Annotated in this window: 18 protein-coding genes; 11 read left to right on the forward strand and 7 right to left on the reverse strand. The window is 35.4% G+C overall.

Annotated elements, in window-relative coordinates:
* Positions 1-114: 114 nt before the first annotated feature.
* Positions 115-453 (reverse strand): winged helix-turn-helix transcriptional regulator, encoded by a 339-nt coding sequence (locus ACFS6I_RS07480; protein ID WP_380919285.1) that lies wholly within the window; start codon positions 451-453, stop codon positions 115-117.
* A 105-nt stretch (positions 454-558) separates the two neighbouring features.
* Here ACFS6I_RS07480 and ACFS6I_RS07485 point away from each other — a divergent pair, with 105 nt between their 5' ends.
* Complete coding sequence (locus ACFS6I_RS07485; RefSeq protein WP_380919287.1) at positions 559-1,305, forward strand: SDR family oxidoreductase; 747 nt, start codon at positions 559-561, stop codon at positions 1,303-1,305.
* 521 nt (positions 1,306-1,826) lie between these two features.
* On the opposite strand, the gene ACFS6I_RS07490 is transcribed toward ACFS6I_RS07485, so the two are convergent.
* Positions 1,827-2,078, reverse strand: coding sequence for a hypothetical protein (locus ACFS6I_RS07490; RefSeq protein WP_380919289.1), 252 nt, complete (start codon positions 2,076-2,078; stop codon positions 1,827-1,829).
* Between the two features lie 349 nt (positions 2,079-2,427).
* On the opposite strand from ACFS6I_RS07490, the gene ACFS6I_RS07495 reads away from it, so the two are divergent.
* Entirely contained in the window at positions 2,428-3,501 is a 1,074-nt protein-coding gene (locus ACFS6I_RS07495) for a serine hydrolase domain-containing protein (protein WP_380919291.1), read from the forward strand.
* 40 nt (positions 3,502-3,541) lie between these two features.
* On the opposite strand, the gene ACFS6I_RS07500 is transcribed toward ACFS6I_RS07495, so the two are convergent.
* Together ACFS6I_RS07500 and ACFS6I_RS07505 are read right to left on the reverse strand one after the other, a co-directional pair.
* Complete coding sequence (locus ACFS6I_RS07500; RefSeq protein WP_380919293.1) at positions 3,542-3,838, reverse strand: prolyl oligopeptidase family serine peptidase; 297 nt, start codon at positions 3,836-3,838, stop codon at positions 3,542-3,544.
* Between the two features lie 488 nt (positions 3,839-4,326).
* Positions 4,327-5,769, reverse strand: a complete 1,443-nt coding sequence (locus ACFS6I_RS07505; RefSeq protein WP_380919295.1) for a serine hydrolase — start codon at positions 5,767-5,769, stop codon at positions 4,327-4,329.
* A gap of 469 nt (positions 5,770-6,238) precedes the next feature.
* Between ACFS6I_RS07505 and ACFS6I_RS07510 the strand changes: the two genes are divergently transcribed.
* From ACFS6I_RS07510 to ACFS6I_RS07550, 9 genes are all read left to right on the forward strand, one after another.
* The gene (locus tag ACFS6I_RS07510; protein ID WP_380919297.1) at positions 6,239-6,688 is read left to right on the forward strand and encodes a nuclear transport factor 2 family protein; all 450 of its coding nucleotides are present in this window, start codon (positions 6,239-6,241) and stop codon (positions 6,686-6,688) included.
* A gap of 505 nt (positions 6,689-7,193) precedes the next feature.
* Positions 7,194-8,084 (forward strand): helix-turn-helix domain-containing protein, encoded by an 891-nt coding sequence (locus tag ACFS6I_RS07515; protein ID WP_380919299.1) that lies wholly within the window; start codon positions 7,194-7,196, stop codon positions 8,082-8,084.
* Positions 8,085-8,230: 146 nt separating this feature from the next.
* Complete coding sequence (gene lysS, locus ACFS6I_RS07520) at positions 8,231-9,727, forward strand: lysine--tRNA ligase (protein WP_380919301.1); 1,497 nt, start codon at positions 8,231-8,233, stop codon at positions 9,725-9,727.
* Between the two features lie 379 nt (positions 9,728-10,106).
* Positions 10,107-11,027, forward strand: coding sequence for a hypothetical protein (locus tag ACFS6I_RS07525; RefSeq protein ID WP_380919303.1), 921 nt, complete (start codon positions 10,107-10,109; stop codon positions 11,025-11,027).
* Positions 11,028-11,314: 287 nt separating this feature from the next.
* Positions 11,315-11,908, forward strand: a complete 594-nt coding sequence (locus tag ACFS6I_RS07530; RefSeq protein ID WP_380919305.1) for a Crp/Fnr family transcriptional regulator — start codon at positions 11,315-11,317, stop codon at positions 11,906-11,908.
* A 175-nt stretch (positions 11,909-12,083) separates the two neighbouring features.
* Entirely contained in the window at positions 12,084-13,457 is a 1,374-nt protein-coding gene (locus ACFS6I_RS07535; protein ID WP_380919307.1) for a hypothetical protein, read from the forward strand.
* 1 nt (position 13,458) lies between these two features.
* Positions 13,459-13,851, forward strand: coding sequence for a hypothetical protein (locus tag ACFS6I_RS07540; RefSeq protein ID WP_380919309.1), 393 nt, complete (start codon positions 13,459-13,461; stop codon positions 13,849-13,851).
* Positions 13,852-13,926: 75 nt separating this feature from the next.
* Positions 13,927-14,379 (forward strand): PD-(D/E)XK nuclease family transposase, encoded by a 453-nt coding sequence (locus tag ACFS6I_RS07545; RefSeq protein WP_380920897.1) that lies wholly within the window; start codon positions 13,927-13,929, stop codon positions 14,377-14,379.
* A gap of 76 nt (positions 14,380-14,455) precedes the next feature.
* A complete protein-coding gene (locus ACFS6I_RS07550) occupies positions 14,456-15,013 on the forward strand; it encodes a hypothetical protein (protein ID WP_380919311.1) in 558 nt (185 codons plus the stop codon).
* A gap of 721 nt (positions 15,014-15,734) precedes the next feature.
* On the opposite strand, the gene ACFS6I_RS07555 is transcribed toward ACFS6I_RS07550, so the two are convergent.
* The 3 genes from ACFS6I_RS07555 to ACFS6I_RS07565 all read right to left on the reverse strand — a co-directional run bounded on the left by ACFS6I_RS07555 (position 15,735) and on the right by ACFS6I_RS07565 (position 18,553).
* Positions 15,735-16,667, reverse strand: a complete 933-nt coding sequence (locus tag ACFS6I_RS07555) for a hypothetical protein (protein ID WP_380919312.1) — start codon at positions 16,665-16,667, stop codon at positions 15,735-15,737.
* Positions 16,668-16,670: 3 nt separating this feature from the next.
* The gene (locus ACFS6I_RS07560; RefSeq protein ID WP_380919314.1) at positions 16,671-17,357 is read right to left on the reverse strand and encodes a hypothetical protein; all 687 of its coding nucleotides are present in this window, start codon (positions 17,355-17,357) and stop codon (positions 16,671-16,673) included.
* An 80-nt stretch (positions 17,358-17,437) separates the two neighbouring features.
* Positions 17,438-18,553, reverse strand: a complete 1,116-nt coding sequence (locus ACFS6I_RS07565; RefSeq protein WP_380919316.1) for a helix-turn-helix domain-containing protein — start codon at positions 18,551-18,553, stop codon at positions 17,438-17,440.
* Between the last annotated feature and the right edge of the window lie 30 nt (positions 18,554-18,583).

Here is an 18,583-nt window from a genome sequence, read left to right on the forward strand (position 1 = left end):
TAATGGAAAATAAAATATAAATTAAATCCTTTAAGAACTTTCAAATCATTTATTTCATATGAACTACTATCAGCGGCTTTTTAGCTTAACAATTGCAGCACAAATAATACGATTCTAAACCTTATCTTCCACAATCATTTTTCGATGTTCTCTACCCCAAATAATCATTTCCGAAATAATATTCCCGAAAGTCCTGCAATATTCAGTGGGTCCATATTCAATTAAAACAGGAGTATCGGGATAAACAGTTCGTTTAACCAACTTATTTAATTCCATATCTTTCAGTTCCTTTGAAAGCATTCTTGTAGTAATCCCGGGGATACTTCTTTCGATTTCGCGAAAACGTCGGTTGCCGTTGCAAAGCGAATTAATGACAGGAATTCTCCACTTTCCTCCAATGAAATAAAGGGTGTCCTGCAACGCTCTAAGTTCTTCTGTCTGATCTCTTTCCATGGTTACAAAGTTAAATGATATAATTGATGATACTGATATACTTGGTTATACTGATAACAAAAGTATACCATTTGCCCTATAACTTTGTGAAAAAAAATCAAAGAAATGAAAAAGTTTAATAACAAATTAGCCGTCGTAACAGGTGGAAACAGCGGAATAGGATATGCAACCGCAAAAGAATTAATCGCAGAAGGAGCACAAGTAATTATTACCGGAAGACGAAGAGAAGCCATTGAAAAGGCTGCCGAAGAATTAGGAGCTATTTCTTTTGTGGCGGATCAGGGAAAATTGGATGACATTGATCATTTCAAAACCGAAGTTGAAAAGCAATTTGGAAAAGTTGACATTCTGTTTATTAATGCAGGAGTCACCGGAACTTTAGGTCCGATCGAAAATATGAGTGCCGAAAATTTTGATAATGTAATGGGTATTAATTTCAAAGGAGCTTATTTTACCTTAAGCAAATTTATTCCCCTGTTGAACGCTGGTGCTTCAGTGGTATTCCTTTCATCCAACGTTGCGACCACCTCTAAAGCAAATAGTTCGATTTATCAGGCAAGCAAAGCAGCATTGAATTCCATTGCAAAAACCGCTGCTGCAGAATTAGCACCAAGAAAAATCAGAGTAAATTTAGTAAGCCCAGGGCCTACAAAAACGGAGATTATGACCAAAGCAGGATTGGACGAAAAAACATTGGAAGGTCTTGATGAATGGTTAATCAGCGGAATCCCCTTGCAAAAAATGGGAACTGCGGAAGATGTTGCCAAAGCTGTTATTTATCTGTCAGATAACAATGTGGCAAGTTTCATGACCGGAACGGAAATCCTTATGGACGGTGGAATGGTTTTATAATTGGGACTTTTTTGGATTATGAGTGCTGGAAGCTTGAAGTAATTCCAGCACTTTCTATTGATATACACCCTTAGTGGACATGATGAAACTACAATTATATTATTAAGAAATTCAACTCATTCATTTGCAATATATCTCCGATTCAATGGCGATGCGGGTTTCGCTACGCATAATTTGAAAGGCACAACTAATGAATTGAAAGACTTTATATTGACAAATTGATGAATTTCCTACGGCATTGCTTGTTGATAATAAAGAGGGTTTAGAAATACTGCAATTTTACTTATTAACAGGAAAAATGTATCCCGGGATTGAATAGCGGGAAGAGTAATTATTATTGAAATAGATTTTGCAGGATAATCGAGTTTGCTAGTATTTAAAAGGAAACAACTTACTTTGGACAATATTCAAAGGCTGATCCTCGATAGTGATCAACAATAAATGGAAGTCGACAACGACCTGCATTAAAGGATAAAAGAACTACGAAAGAGCATTTAGCGAAGTGATCATTTTTAACGTTTTTAACTTACCAGTGCCCATTCCTCAAAATGAATCTTGTCTGCATTATATTCTTCAGTAGGAACGAGCAGTGATCTAGGAACAACAATATGCATGTATTTGCTGTCGTCATCAAAAACAACCTTTATGGGCTTTCCGGCTATCTCGATATATTTTGTGACAAAATCATCCATATTTGCTTTTGTAGGGCTCGCAATCTCGACAGTCCCGTTTTTAGGCTCTTCGAGTGCAAACTTAACAATATAATCTGTCACATCTTCCAGCGCAATAGGCTGGTAGTCGATTTTTTAAACAAATACCTCGTCACCCTGTCCCTGAACGGCAATGATCGCATCGGTATGCTTATAAAACTGTGTTGAACGAATTATTGTATATGGTATTCCGGAGTTTTTAATGTCTTTTTATATAGTAAAGTAGCTTTGAATAAATTAATAGATCTATATCACTAATGTCCACTATCTAACATTAATCGTTCGATATCGGACATTACGAATCTATGTAAGATGCTCATTAAAAGCTAATTGATTGTTTGGCAAATCTATTGATAATTATCATGCGAAATATTAATTCGAAACAAGAATGAATGCTTTATATCCAATATACATGAAAACCAAAATGAAATATCTGATTATTTTTATTTTAACGATAATATTCCATTACAACTCAATAGCACAACAGGACTCTCTGCAATCCTTTATTCAATCTTATGTAACGAAGAATGGTTTTGACGGAACTATACTAGTTCAACAGGATTCTGCTATAATCTACCATGAGAGCTTTGGTATAGCGGATCGAAGATTTGATGTTGCAATAAACAATGAAACTATCTACAATATTGCATCGATAACAAAGGCTTTTACAGCAGTCCTGATCCTTCAACTGGTAGAGCAGGGAAAGCTGGAGTTAAATAAACCTTTTAAGACTTATTTGCCTGAATATCCAGATAAAGTAAGTTTAAAAGTTACCTTACATCAGCTGCTTAACCATAATTCGGGAGTTGTGCTCATTGATACCGTTTCAAGTGTAGATAATGCGATGAAATATGGTCTGGGCATATTTCAGACTCCGTACACTTCAGATCAGATTTTAAAAAGTTTTTGGGATAAACCTCTTGCAAATAAACCGGGCACGAAGTTCACTTACAATAATGCAGATTACATTATTTTAGGTAAAATCATTGAAAAGATCTATCGCAAAACTTATGAAGAGGTGCTGTATGAAAAGATATTAAGACCTTTGGACATGCACAATTCGGGCGTGATGCACGAAAAAGATATAATAAAAAATCTAGCAAGTACTTATTTTAAGGACAAAAATTCAGTTATTTTCATTAATAGTTTACCTATGTTTATAGAAAACTGGTATGCCGCTGGCGCAATGTATTGTTCACCTTCAGATCTACTGAAATTCTCAAATGCCTTGTATGGGCTAAAATTAATAAATAAAAGAAGCCTTGATTCAATGCTTACTCCCGGACTTGATGATTATGGTTATGGGGTATGGATTAAAGGTCTAGGAGATGAAAGACGAATGGAGAGATATGGACAAATAATGGGTATTAACGCAGTATGGATGAAATTTTTGAATAAGACCACTACGATTATTATTCTGAGCAATACGAATGTTGCTAACCTTGGTGAACTAGCATTAAAAATCGAGATGAACGTCCCTAAATAACCCATAATATCCAGAAAGCCGATTTCAAAAAGTAACAAATTTACAGATATCCAACTTCGTCGGTGCACAGAGTTAGCAACTTCAATAGCCACTTTTTGTTATTAAGCAACCATTCATATATTTCCGGTTTAGTTTCATATAAATCTTCAATCCCATGACCTCTATTTTTTAGTTTGGTAAATTTTATTTTTTCATTACATTTTCTCAAGCCATTGACAATTCGTTCTGTTTCATGGATAGAGATTTGATCGTCAGCAGTACCATGAAATGTCCAGATCGGTGTCTTACTAAGATTGCATACTCTCGTCGTATCACTATCGTTAATTCCACCGCACAATGGTACAATAGCCGCAAAGGTATCAGGGAAATCCAGGACAACGATTTATTTTCCATAACCACCCATGCTTATGCCAGTACAATTCTACCGTCTTTATACTATCGGTCTTCAGCGTTAGTCCAGTTTCACTTGAATATAGCTTGCCTAAAACCTCTATCTTTAAGATTTTTATAAATTACTTTCGGCAGTTTGTCTGTAATACTGTATTGATTGTTAGTGTGTTGGATATATGTTAAACTTAGTCCAAAGGACGACAGAAGCACGAATAAGAATATTTTTTTCATTTTGGATATTCCAAACTCTAAACTACTAAACACGCAGTCTACTTACAAATAAAATCAGCTTGATGATTTCTTATTTAGAGGCTAATGTAGATAAAAGAGGTATAGTAGCCATACAGAATGTTGACAGCAAGTCGAGCAGAACTTTATATAAAGCCCGATATCTCATTTTTCTGATTATCGAATTTTAATTCCAGAATAAACCGATTATTTTTTCATTATTTTATCAATTTTATTGATCATATCTTTCGCATTTGTATTCTGGGGATACAAATCAAGTGACTTCTGATAGTTCTGTCTTGCTAACTCAAATTGCTCGTTTGTAAAATATGCTTCAGCCATACAATCATAAGCATTCGCAGAATTTGGGTTTTCCTTCAGATTCAATTCAAATACTTTGATCGCATTTTTCAAATTCTGATTATTCATGAGATTATATCCGATCGAAAGTAATCTGTTTTCGAAGTTTCTTGTGGGATATTGGTTTTTTACCGAATAATAGTTTTGTATTGCTTTTTCAATGTCGACTTTATAAAAATCAGCTGTTATTTTTTCATCTGCCAGTAAATTACTATCCCTTAGGTTTTCATCAATTATTCCTGCGATGTGATCTATAACTTGTCCTTCCACATTATAGTTTTTATATCCATTTGATAGAAAAATAATAGTCAGATCATTATCAATGAATTTTCTAAAAGCCGTCATATTTCCACCACTGAACCCAAATGATTTTATCTTGTTTGTTTCATAAGTATCCCACCCATACAGAAAACTGTTTGTTGTGTCTTTAAACTGAAAGGGGCTCCACATTGCATTTTTTGTAGCAGGGCTTAGAAGTATATTTTTGTCCAGTCTTTCATTCCAAGCGATAAATTCCTTTAGTGTAATATTTAATCCACTCCCAGAATTATGAATCTTGCCATGATCAGCATTAAATCGATTGTATTTCTCAGTTTTAAAATCAAAGCGATGATGGTCAACTCTATCAGGAATAAATTCTGAGGAGTTTGCTGAAAAAACTATACCTTTTTCTACAGTAGGGAATTGACCATTCAGCACATAATCTTCAAATGTTGCTCCGGTTATTTCTTCAATTATTTTTGTAAGCAGGCAATAGTTGGTTTGATTGTAACTGAAATGATTTCCAATTTCAAATTCAATAGGCTTTTTGTATAAACGGTTCCATTTTTCGGTTTCTTCCAAAACATACGGAATATCGTCAAACTTTACAATATCCGGCAGGCCCGATGAATGCGTTAATAGATTTTTGACTCTAACATCTTGCCATCTTGTCGGAAGATTGTCCAAATATTTAGAAATTTTGTCGTCTAATGATAGCTGGTTTCTCTCTATAAGTTGAAAAACACTAACTGTTGTCATTATCTTGGTTGTGGAATACAATCTAAAAATACTATTTTCAGATATGTTCAAATTTTCAGCTAACGAACTTTTCCCATAATACATTTCGAAAATCACCTTTCCGTCTTTTATAGCAGCAAGAGCTGTACCCGGTATTTCGTTAATGTCAATTATCTCTTTTATATAATTGTCTATTTTTTGTGTTAATTCGGTTTCCGAACGGTTTGATTTTTGACTAAAGCACGAAATTGTCAAGGACAGGAAAGTTATGATTAAAGCTGATTTTTTCATTGATGGTCATTAAAATTCGAGATTTTTATATTTACGACTATTTCAACTCATGTGCCATTTGTTTATCTGTCATAATATCAGGTAATTATGTTTTTATTTTATCTGTAGATGTTCAATTTCGGACGAAATTTGTTCGGTAGTGGACGGTTAAGAAACAGAATTTAAAAAAACGACAAGGTTAATTTACTATCGAAAAGATCGAAAAACTGAAGTAGAACATCGTTCTAAAATACAGAACCGTTTGGGATGACCAAGCGGTTTTTTTATGTCTTTGTTATTGACAAATGGGCTACAGCAGAATAACCCCATTCCAGGTTCAACCACTTCACCTAGCCATTTCCACCATTTACCGAGTTTTTAATTGGTTTAGTCTAATTGCCATAGGCAAGGGACGATTAACACCCTACTTTTGAATCAACAATTAAGAACAACTAAGAACAATAAACTAACAATATAACATAAAGACATTATGAACACTTTAGCAAAAATATTCGCAGCAGCAGCCTTGATCGCAGTATCAACATTCACGATGGCAGCAGGCAAACCAACAGGAGACAACTCCAAAAAAGCAGTGGTCAAGCTACCCACAGCAGATCTAGCCATTGATCATTACGTAGCGGTTATGACAGAGGGACAGTCGGCAGGAGTAGAGCAGTTGTTCACTTCAGATTTTAAACAGAAAGTTCATGCATCAGAAGATAAGACGAACAGCCGTTCAGAAGTAATTTCATTCTTGAAAAAGCAAAAAGGCGAGCAGTTGAACTGTAAAACAAGCACCACAATCGTTGAGCAGTCCAGTGACTATATGGTTGCAAAAGTGACCCAACAATTTGAAGGATTTACTAAGACCGATTTAATCACCTTGGTCAATGATGGTGGCAACTGGAAAGTATCTCAATCTATCAACACGTATAAGTAAGTTAAGTTTGAATGCATATGTTTAGTTAAAGCCACATCGTGAGATGTGGCTTTTCTTTTTAAGATCCTTAGCTGTGTTGCCCGATAACAAGCGTTTAACATCTGGATAATATTTAGGATTTTATAAAGTCGGATTCAAAAGTGATTACAGCTTTTAGTTTCTTGATAATTCTATGAGCAAATCATCGGTCAAATTTCTACAACAACAAGACTGTGTTATAATCAATATCGCTATGTCAGTTATACAAGGTCTCTTTCATTGGTGCTGGAGACTTTTCCATTTTTACTGTCCAGTCATGGTATTCAAGAATGAGCTCCAAGCAAGACCTTCTCACTATATCTTCTCCTTATCCACACTTCTGGAACCTTTCGAATAACAATCTTCTCTCATCTGTTTTACCTAAGACAATTGTAGCACGATATGAAAAGAAAAACAAATGGTATTTATTATTAGTTGGTAAATAACGAATATTTTTATTAATTTGTAGTGTAATAATGATGTGATTATGGTAAATATATCGATAGTAAATTTCAAAGATATTCTTCGTTTCAATCAAGAAGCTATTTACGATTTTGAAGAGAGTATTCTGGTCGCAGATGTAGGTATTCGTGATTTGCATATTACTCGCATGTTTCCCATAAGAACATCTTTTTTTATGTTCGTGCTCGTTGAACAAGGCACTATGCGTATTGAGCTCGATTATAGCATTCATCATTTATCCAAACAAGATTTTCTTCTTATCCTACCCGAGCATATCTATCAAAGCATATCAGGTAGCCCAGATACCCGATATCGACTTATTTTTGTAGAACAGGCATATTTTGAGACAATGAACAGGTCAAGAAACGATGTGCTAAAAACTAGTTTTTTAAATATCCGTAAAGATCCTGTTATCCATTTTTCAGAGGAGGAATTTAAGGTACTAGCTTCTTGTCATGAAAGACTAGAGCACCGAATGCCGGCCATACATCATTTCAAGAAAGATATCATTAATGCACTCTTGCTAGAATATGTAATCGAGGCCGAAAACATGATGATAAATCATCATGAACATCAGGTAAAACAAAGTAATTTAACCAGGCAGGATATTATTTTTCATAAATTCTTAACATTATTGAAAGAAGATGTCATCCATCAGCACCATGTATCGTTTTACGCTGATAAGCTACATATCACACCCCAGTATTTAGCTTCGGTATTAAAACAGCTTACAGGTAAAGGAACTAAAGATTGGATTGCTGATGCTTTATTGGTTGAAGCAAAGATTATGCTGCAACACTCACAGCAATCTGTACAGCAGATATCCGACGCTCTTAATTTTTACGACCAATCCACATTCGGTAAATTTTTCAAAGCACGTACCGGACAAACTCCCAAAGCATATCAGAATTTATGATTTTTAACTCCAAGTGTTCAAATGCTTTCGATTATTACCAATAATGTCCTGTTAATTCACACCCATTACCGTATTGATTTGAGATTTTTGTGTTTTATATATTTCTTCACTATCAGAAGAGAAATATAGCATAATGAAAGTAAAATATGGAATTGAACGAACAGGAAGTAATTCGTCGTGGGAATCTCGAACAATTACGAGAAATGGGGATAAATCCTTATCCAGCCGCAGAATTTAAGATAAACGCTACGACATCCGATATCAAACAGAGTTTTAAAAAAGATGAGGTTAAACAAGTCACTATTGCTGGCCGTATCATGAGCCGTCGTATGATGGGAAAGGCCGCATTTGTAGAACTGCAGGATCCGTACGGTCGCATTCAGCTTTACATCAGCCGTGATGATATCTGCACAGGTGAAAATAAAGATTTATATAACATCGTGTTCAAAAAACTATTGGATCTAGGCGATATTATTGGTGTTGAGGGAAATGTGTTCAGCACCAAAACTGGTGAGATCTCCATTCATGTAGAAAAGTTGCAGATTCTTTCAAAATCACTACGTCCTTTACCCGTTGTAAAACATAAAGAGGGCGTTGCATATGACGCATTTCTTGATCCTGAACAGCGTTACCGTCAACGTTATGTTGATCTTATTGTTAACCAGGGAGTCAAAGAAGTTTTCCTTAAAAGAACGAAAATCTTTCAGTCAATGCGCCAGTTTTTCATTACGAAAGGTTATGTAGAAGTTGATACACCAGTTCTTCAGTCCATCCCTGGTGGTGCAAGTGCAAGGCCTTTTGTTTCTCATCATGAAGCATTAAATATACCCTTATATCTGCGTATTGCTAATGAATTGTACTTAAAAAGATTGATTGTCGGCGGATTTGATGGTGTATTTGAGTTTTCACGTAATTTTCGCAATGAGGGTATGGACCGTACCCATAATCCCGAATTTACCGTCATGGAGATTTATGTCCCCTATAAAGATTACAACTGGATGATGGCATTCACAGAGCAACTATTGGAAAGGATATGTCTTGAGGTTTTGGGTACAACTGAAGTATTGGTGGGAGATACTGTTATCGATTTTAAAGCACCTTATCGACGAGTAACCATGGCTGGTGCCATACAAGAAAATACGGGTGTGGATATCAGTAATATGACCGAAGAAGAATTACGTCGTACTTGTATTGCCTTCGATATCGATCAAGATGAAAGTATGGGTAAAGGCAAACTAATAGATGAAATTTTTGGAAAAACCAGTGAAAAGAAATACGTGCAACCGACCTTTATCATTGATTATCCCGTAGCGATGTCGCCACTATGCAAAAGTCATCGTGATGATGCCACATTAACAGAGAGATTTGAGCTTATCGTCAATGGAGTAGAATTATGTAATGCTTATTCAGAATTAAACGATCCGATCGAGCAGCGCTTAAGATTTGAAGAACAACTTCAGCTTCAGAAAAAAGGCGATGATGAGGCTATGTACATTGACCAAGATTTTCTACGTGCATTAGAATATGGTATGCCTCCCACATCTGGGATGGGTATTGGTATGGATAGATTAACCATGTTACTTACCGGCCAAACGACCATACAAGAAGTATTATTATTTCCGCAGATGAGGCCAGAAGTATGATGTAAACCATAGGATCCAGAGAATTATGTTTAATCTGAAATTTAAAATAGCACAGCTAAATTTGAATTTTTTTGATAAGTAGTCACGTAGTTTACCAGAGCTATTCAAAAAAGGCCCTCTGCCTTGAAGCAGAAGGCCTTTCTTATTTCCCACTCCAAACGTTTTCTTTTAAAAATTAATTAATGACGCAAATTTATACTTGAAAAGTGACGCTTTATGTCAGGAGTCTAAAAGAAATGATAGTTATCAAATTACTTTTGTAGGATCATTTTGTGTGGTACAAATTAGTAAGTAATTAAACTTGATTACTAAAAATATTAGTTTTACTATTCTTTATTTTGTATCTTTACTATAGTAACCTTATTATAAATAGTTTATTATGAGTAAATCTTGCAGCCGCGTTGATGATCAGCTATGGAAGTCTATTTTAGAACAGACTTTTGCACATTTTTTAGAGTTTTTCTTTGAAGATGCAGCAGGTATATTCGATCTGAGTAAACCTTTTGATTATTTAGATAAAGAGTTTGAATCTTTATTTCCTCCAGAGCCCAACAGCAAGGGAGTGCGTTTCGTAGATAAGTTGGTCAAAGTCTATTTGAAAGACGGCGGTGAGCAGTTTGTGCTATGCCATATTGAGGTGCAGTCCAGTCGAGGCAAGGGAGATCTTGCAGAGCGCATGTTTCGATATTACTATAAGATATCCGATAAGTATCAAGTTCCAATTTCTGCCATTGCTATCCTTACTGACGATAACCGAAGTTACCACCCATCTGCTTATATTAAGGAGTTCATGGGCACCATTCTCCATTACCGCTTTAATAGTTATAAGGTTTTACATCAAGATGAGGTAGCATTACGTTCAAATAGTAATCCCTTTTCAGTCGTAGTTTTAACTACATTATTGGCTATCACGAATAAAAATATCAGTGATGATAAGTTGAAAGATATTAAGCATGATCTTTATGAACAGATGATGAGTCGTAAAATGGATAAGAGTACGCGTCAGGGTCTCTATAATTTTTTAACGTATTACGTAGGCTTTGAAAATCAGGGGAGTTTAACTATATTTGAGTCAGAAATTAAAAAAAAATTAGGAAGGAGTAATATAATGGGCACTCAAGAATATCTATTAGATAAGGCAGAAAAAGAAGGCATTGAGAAGGGTCGTTTAGAAGAGCGTGCTAAGCTTAAGGCTGAAAAGCGTGCTATTGCATTAGAATTTAAGAAAATGGGTTTACCTGTAGCAGATATTGCTAAGGGTACCGGACTTTCCATAGAAGAGATCGAAAAACTGAAATAGAACATATTTTTAAAATATATAGAACCGCTTGGATGACCAAGCGGTTTTTTTTGTAGAATATTCATCTCTTATTCGACCTTAATCTTGGAAGGTTTCGGCAAATGTTTATTATTTCTCTGCAGTTGACCTATCTGTAACAGCAGTCGTATTCCTGACAGTAGAGTAGCTTACATCATTTTCTATATCATTAATTACGTCTTAATTTTTCTCATTCGCAATTTCTTTCACTATATTTAAAATGTATTGCCATAGTTGAATCGTAGTATTTATAAATCTTAATATTTAAAATGACAAAAACTGATCTTGACCAAGCACACGATCAAATTCTTCATATCTTTAATAGTATTTATCCAATGAGTGAAGAGCTTGAGAATGGTATACGACAACATAGTAAGATTACTACATTTAATAAAAAAGCACATCTACTTGAATTCAATGAAATAAATCAATCAATATATTTTATATTGAAAGGTTGTGTGAGGATCTATTACTTGAATGATGAGGGGGAGGAACACACCTCCTGGTTGCTTACCGAAGGAGAACTAGCTATTTCTGTTTACAGCTTTTATAGTCAGCAAAAAAGTTTTGAAGCAATTGAAGCATTGGAAAACTGTGTTACACTAGAACTTCCTTACCCCGCACTTTTCGTTCTTTATCAACAGCACTTAGAATTTAATTTTATAGGTCGATATCTAACGGAACAATACTATATACGAAGTGAAAGTAAAGCTAATTCTCTTCGTATGCTATCTGCAAAGGAACGATATGATGAATTAGTTCTGCGAAAGTCTCATCTTTTAAAACGTATTCCTTTGGGATACATTGCATCCTATTTAGGAATTACACAGTCAACCTTAAGCAGGATCCGATCGAAGAATTAAATTTAAAATTATTTCGGATATTTATATTTTTTGCCTTTTGTCAAAAGGATATAGTTTTAGTACACTTAATTTAGTGTAAGTATTTCTTGTAAGAGTTAATCACGTCTATTAAGAAGACGATAGTTACTCTTGAATGAAGAAACATTCAGTTATGTTCAATTATAAACTATAAACTATGATAAAATCGATTTGCGGAAAATTGTTCCACTTGGTAATTGCTGTCATGCTCTTACAGTCTTGCGAAAGAGAAGCGTTGAATTATCCTTTAGAGGAGGAAAACTCACTCGTGAAAAAATGGTATGCCGAAAATGGGAAACCGTTTGCGTTAGATTGGTCTAAATTAGAGACCATTAAAAGTAGCGAAGAAAATAAGACAGTTATTGTCCCATTAGAAAATGGCTTAAATCTAGGGGACGAAAATGGATCTCTACAAAATATGGTATTTACAGTTGAAAAAAACACTGTAGTAAAGGGAAACAAATTAGACTTAGTTGCGAATAGACTCACTGTTAGCACTCACTCCAAGGAGACCATATCAAATTTCATGAAAAAATTGGGTCATTCCAATCAAGAATGGGGAAAAGTATATTTCATGATGTATGACATGAATAATAATTTTATCAGTAGTCAACTTATGGATGCCACAGGACTTAAAAATATCGATGTTCAACTAACTTCAAAAGAGCCAGATAGCAAGGTCAAAATTGAGAAGGAGAGTGTACAAAAGAAATCCTCTAACTCCCCATCCCTAGCTAAAATTCCTGTTGTATGCAAGGATTGGTATTTAGTTGAGTATTTCGATGATGGTTCCGCACATTGGGATTACTTATATACCACTTGTAGTGGTACTGGAAGCAGCGGCGGTGGCGGTGGCGGTGGCGGTGGAAGTGGATCAGGAGGAGGAGGAGGAGAAGGTGGTAATTCACCTTCGGCTACAGGCTTTTACGCACATGCTCCATCGCAAAATATAGATTTATATGAAAGGTTAGATTGCTTTAATTCAGTTCTATCCAATGCTCAAACACAATATAAAATAACGGTTCATGTACACTCAGCCCACGATGGATATCCAACTCAAGAATTTTGGAACGGTGACCCTGGTCATGCATATATTACATTGGAAAAATCAAATGGCTCAAATGTTCAAAGGCTTTCATTTGGTTTTTATCCAAAAGTAGCTACCTGGGTTACACCAACAAAAAATGCTGTAGCTAGTGGAATGGGAGAAGAATCTGCAAATCCTACTAGAAGAAGTAATATCCGCATAACAAGTACAGTTAATGCTTCAGCATTTAATAATGCTGTAAGCAAGGCAAAAACAGCAAGCAGTAAGCCGTATGATCTAAACGATTACAATTGTACGGATTATGCTATCGATGTTTTTAATGCTTCCCAGAACAGTAGCGGACAACTTATCGTTCCAAATAGTAATATTGGCTTCACTACGCCTGCTGGATTGTATAAATCACTAGACCAAATGAGAATTGGTGGTAATACAAATGTGTCAAATACCAAGACTTACCCACTTGTTAGTACAAACTGCAATTAATATGAAAACTAAAAAATACTTATTAAGATTTATCTATATATATCTTCTTGTCGCCTTTATTAGTAATCTACCTTTCATAAACGGATACATACTTCATCGTGTTGATAGTGATGTTTTTAAATATTCTAATGCAGATGCATCTTTTACTTGGCACGACACCTTTAGTTTTAAATCTACGCCTATTAGTCAATCATTGATTGATCGCTATATAACAGAGGTTCATCCAGAGAAAAAGAATCAAAAAGTATATCGGCTCTACAGAATTAATCCATTGTTTTTCTGGCGTTGGTCTCATTATTTAATAACAAGTATTGATTTTGATTATAAATCATGGAGAGAGATTGAGCCTAACAGAGTTCCTTATGACCCTGAAAATAGATACCAAAATTTTTAAGATCAATTTTACATTTTAGGTTAAAACAGGCAATAATCTAAAAGCACACTGCATTTAATTAAATAATGATATATTATTAACTTTGTTAAAAGCGAAGCTGAGGTTGAAGACGAACTGGACAAAGTATTCTTTATGCTCAAGAATATGTCTACGTTAAAGACCTTGCCAAGGATTATGAATTCCGAAGTATTTCAACGCTTCTTTCAGTTGGCCAGCTACGCAAAATTGACAAAGGAGGAACGAACTATGTATGATATTAGTTTAAAACGTAAATGGGATGCCGAAGCAGTGCGGATGTATCAACAGGAACAAGTTGAAGGACTAGAAAAGCAATTGGAAGAAGCTATAAAAGAAGCTAAAAAAGCATCATTAGTAGCTAAAGCTGAAGGACTTGCTGAAGGGAAAGCTGAAGGCGAGCACAATAAAGCCATTGAGACAGCTTTGAAGCTTACAAAGATGGGTTTATTAGTAGAACAAATTGCTGAGGCTACCGGACTTTCCATAAAAGAGATCGAAAAACTGAAATAGAACAGTGTTCTAAAATATATAGAACCGCTTGGGTGACCAAGCGGTTTTTTGTGACTATGTTGTAGACTTTTAATTTATGATGATTTTTTTAAACATATTTTTCACAGTTACATGTGTTTTAGCAAGTAATATTTGTTTTGAGATCAAAACATTTTATTCTAGTGAGGAAAGCCATTACACCATAGTAGGTGATAAGAATAACAAGTATTATGGGGAAAAACATGTAGTGTCTTTTGATCCCAATATATTAAAAGTAAATTACATCAGTACGATCCGAGATATCCTGATTAATAATATAGATGAGGCTAAAATAACTGATATAGATAAAAATGCCAACATATTTGTCAAGATATACTATGATCCACATCATCTGAAGGTTAAGGAAGTCTATTTTGGGTTTTCGCATATAGATCCATTACAGATATTTTCAGTGGATCAACTTCAAAAAATAGATAATGAAGTGAAGGAAAAAGTGGTTGGTGAGAAAAATTTAAAACGTTTTGGGGAAGCTGAAATAGATGATGTTCTGTCTAAGCTAATTTATCTTGATGGACATGGCATAGGCTTCAAACTGGATCAATTAATGAAATATAAGCACGGGGAAATTTCATCGGAAAAGTTGATTCTTCTGTAACTTTTGATATTCTTTATTGAAATCAGAGGGTTGAATCCGAAGGGTTTGAGCCTCTGATTTTTAGTTTGGATATTTTCATTTTAAAAACTTTACTTGAAATCTGTAACAGATTGCTTGTTAAATATTTGCTGACTTAAGTGTTTTCACTAAGACTTGTTTTTGAAAGATTCAAAGTCAGCGAACACAGTGAAAGGAAGCTTGTTAGAAATTTTCAATGCTACGATGTCATTTTTCAAATCGTTCCAATCGGGAGTGTAACTTCAACTGTGTCATTGGAAAATTAACTTACTCCTAAAAGCCTCTGTTGAGCTTTAGTCTATCCTCAAATTTAATATAAAGTCCGGATATCGTCAAGACCCATTTTTGCACCTGCAGGTTGTTCACCCATTATGTAGCAAAGAAAACGCTCTTGCAAAAGTTTAGAGCCATAGCACGCATACCAAACTTTGTGCTGTAAATCTTCCATTTCTTTAAATTGGTTATAACTTTCGTGTTAAAGATATAAATAATATAAGGCTTTATTTTCTTCTTCAAGCAGACCTTTCAGGAATGCAGATTATGGTAATCAGTTTCGTTACTTATTCGCACGCTGTTCGGAAAGTCTTCGGGCAATGTCTACCAAAAGTATACTTTTTTCTAATTTTACGTCTCCAGAAAAGTTATCCGAAACATCCCAGACTTTATAAGTAGGTGATGTCTCGGACAGCTTTTCAATATATTGCTATAATTTGCCATCTAACCAATGTATAATATTGAGCAGGAACTGCGCATTTTGTGTAGCACCAGGATGATTCATCCCTCTTTTCTCACTTTTGATACCTTGGAGCTGTGCAGAAAATGGAGCACCATCTCCAAATATGACAACTCTGCCCTTGCCGTATTTTAGATATGCGCCGTTCACCAAGCCCCTTCCAGAGATATAAGGAAGCGTATCCGGTAGCGGTCTTTTTATTTGAGAAACTTGGCTTGGAAGATAAATATTGTAGTCATCTCCCAATACAGAAATAATGTGAGCGTGTGAAGGAACGATAAACCCCGTTCCTCCCCAGCACATGATGCTGTCGATCTCTTTTTCAGGAGCGCTGGTAATCTGATTGGAGAGAAGTGTCTTTCTTTCCTTTGAAAAAACTTCCGGTAAACCATCCTTTCTAAGTGCGAAACCATTGATTATATTTATACCAAATCTCCCTGCTAGATCATGGATAGAAGCGCCACACGGCATATGATCCGTTACAAGGAAAAGACTTCCTCCAGTAGCAACCCATGTTGATAATTCATTAATCTCCTCTTGGGAAAAAGCTGATCTTGCAGGTAGGTTCCAATCTTCCAAATCATACATGGCATTCACTGTTACATATATCCTTGCTCTTTTTAAAAGCTCCCAGCTTACTTTTTCTGCGTTGCTTATCACCTTATAACCATCATCTCGGAGCAACGTGCTGAAAGCAGTGTAGGCGCCTTTCAACGTCGATGCATTATTATGCGCCTCATCAAACAATATCAGAGGACCATTTTCTTTCGTGTATGTAGGAGCGGAAACTGGATAGTTAAATTTTTCGTCAGACACCTGTTGCGCATCCGCAGCGTTCGTCCAAAAGGCAAGCCAGCACCAGATTAGAAAAAAAACCCTAAAAAGCTTTCGGTTGATCATCATGACCTATTTTACTTTTATCCATATATCATTTTCAAAACAAGTGACCTGAATAGCTTTACCCTCCCTCAATAAAAACGTAAGCGGGAAGGTGCTGTCATCATTCAAGAAAAAAGTTTCGGACCGGGGCGTAAATGCAATCTCTTTATTATCCCACAGTTGCTTTAGCATCAATCCACTTCCCGAAGAACGGATATTTATCTTAAGATTATTGTCATCATTAAAGGTGTAATTCCCTTCCAGTCGTCCAAGTTGTTCGACAGATAACTGTTTGGTTTTTTTGGGATCAAATTCTACTTTTGTCATCGTTATCCTTCCCAGTATCTTCGCATGATTAAAATGACCAGAGCTGTCTTTGATAAATTCGATTTTGTGACCTTCCTCTTTTGATTCAAAATTCGTTTCATTAATCCGGATCAGTTGATATTCTTTGTTATCCCATAATTGTTTGGCAAAAAGAAGCTCGTCTTTTAACGTAAACTCGATAAAAGCAACCTTATTAGGAAGCTGGTAATACCCTAGCAGCTGATCCAAGGGTACTGTTTTAGATTGTCGACTCTCTTCTTGTACAATAGGACCTGAATGCTGCGCAAAACAGTAAGTTGAAAGAGATGCGCTTCCAAAAAAGAGATTCGCTACAATTACACAGATTTTTGAAGTAGTTGCAGATTTGAATAATTTCATTGTTTTCATAATTATGTTTTTTTTTATGAAGCAATGATAAACCTTTGTTGTTCAGAAGCAGTTCGGATGGATACAGCTGAACATAATTGCTATCTGGAAGCGTCTGAATTAGCTTTAATGTACTCCTTTGGAGTGAGGCCAGTAGCTTTTTTAAAGGTGGTATAAAATGTCGTTTTGGAGTTAAATCCAGCTCTGATAGCAACACCGAACATATCCAAATGCTTGGTGTCTTCCGACAATAAAAGTGATTTAGCCTCTTCCGTCCGTAACTCATTTATAAACTGATAAAAATTCTTACCAAGTCCATTATTAAGAATATAGGAAAGTTCATGTGTGCTGATGCCTATTTTCCCTGAAAGCACTGAAAGCGTCAGGCTTGGATCGAGATATAGTTTTTCGCCGACTGTTTTTCGCGTCAAGACAGATTGGAGTTCTTCAACCTGTTCTGTAGTAAGCCGTTCATTGCTTATTTTTTTTGGTATCATTTCTTCTTTTTCCGCAGGCTGATACGTTTCTAAAGCATAAATTGATTTTTGAGTAAGTGTTGCATATGCCAAAATGATTATACCCAAAAAATATAGGATAGGGGAATAATAAGTTACGTTAACGTTGGACATACTCACTATACGGATAAGAATCATGAAAAGCACGGAAAGCAACAGATAGCTCAGCCATTTCAGATCTATGTTATCGGTAAACGAAGCCAACATTTTTAAGTTCCTTTGATGACGACGGAGCAAAGAAAAACAAGCGATCCAATAATAAATCATTTGGACGAAGAAAAAATACCGGATGATAAACCCAATCCAAGGTGGCAATATAGGTAGATCGTATTGCTGATTAAAGAGTTGTGGCATTAAATATACAAAAGAAAACAGAAGGAAAAGCAGGAAAGGAACGAAATGAAGAAACCATTCCTTTTTATTTAAAGAAGGCGATACATAATGATGTACCGCCATATACAGACAGGGGAGCATAGCCCATCTAGGCAGTTCCATTAAATGAATAAGCAAGCTACCTCCAATTCTAAACTCTTCAAGGAAAAGTTGGGTAAAATTGCATGCCAGGATACCATAAAATGCCCCGAGCCATCGGTTAGCTTGGATATTCACTTTATCGAACCCGATAAAAATTAGGGAGCCTAATAGCCATAATGCTCCAGCTGAAAAGGCATTAAAAGCAGCTAAGGTGTTTATTTCAGCCATCAGATCAGTTAGATTGTTTTCATAAATTTA

The sequence above is a fragment of the Sphingobacterium anhuiense genome, assembly GCF_042686355.1.
GTDB lineage: Bacteria > Bacteroidota > Bacteroidia > Sphingobacteriales > Sphingobacteriaceae > Sphingobacterium > Sphingobacterium anhuiense.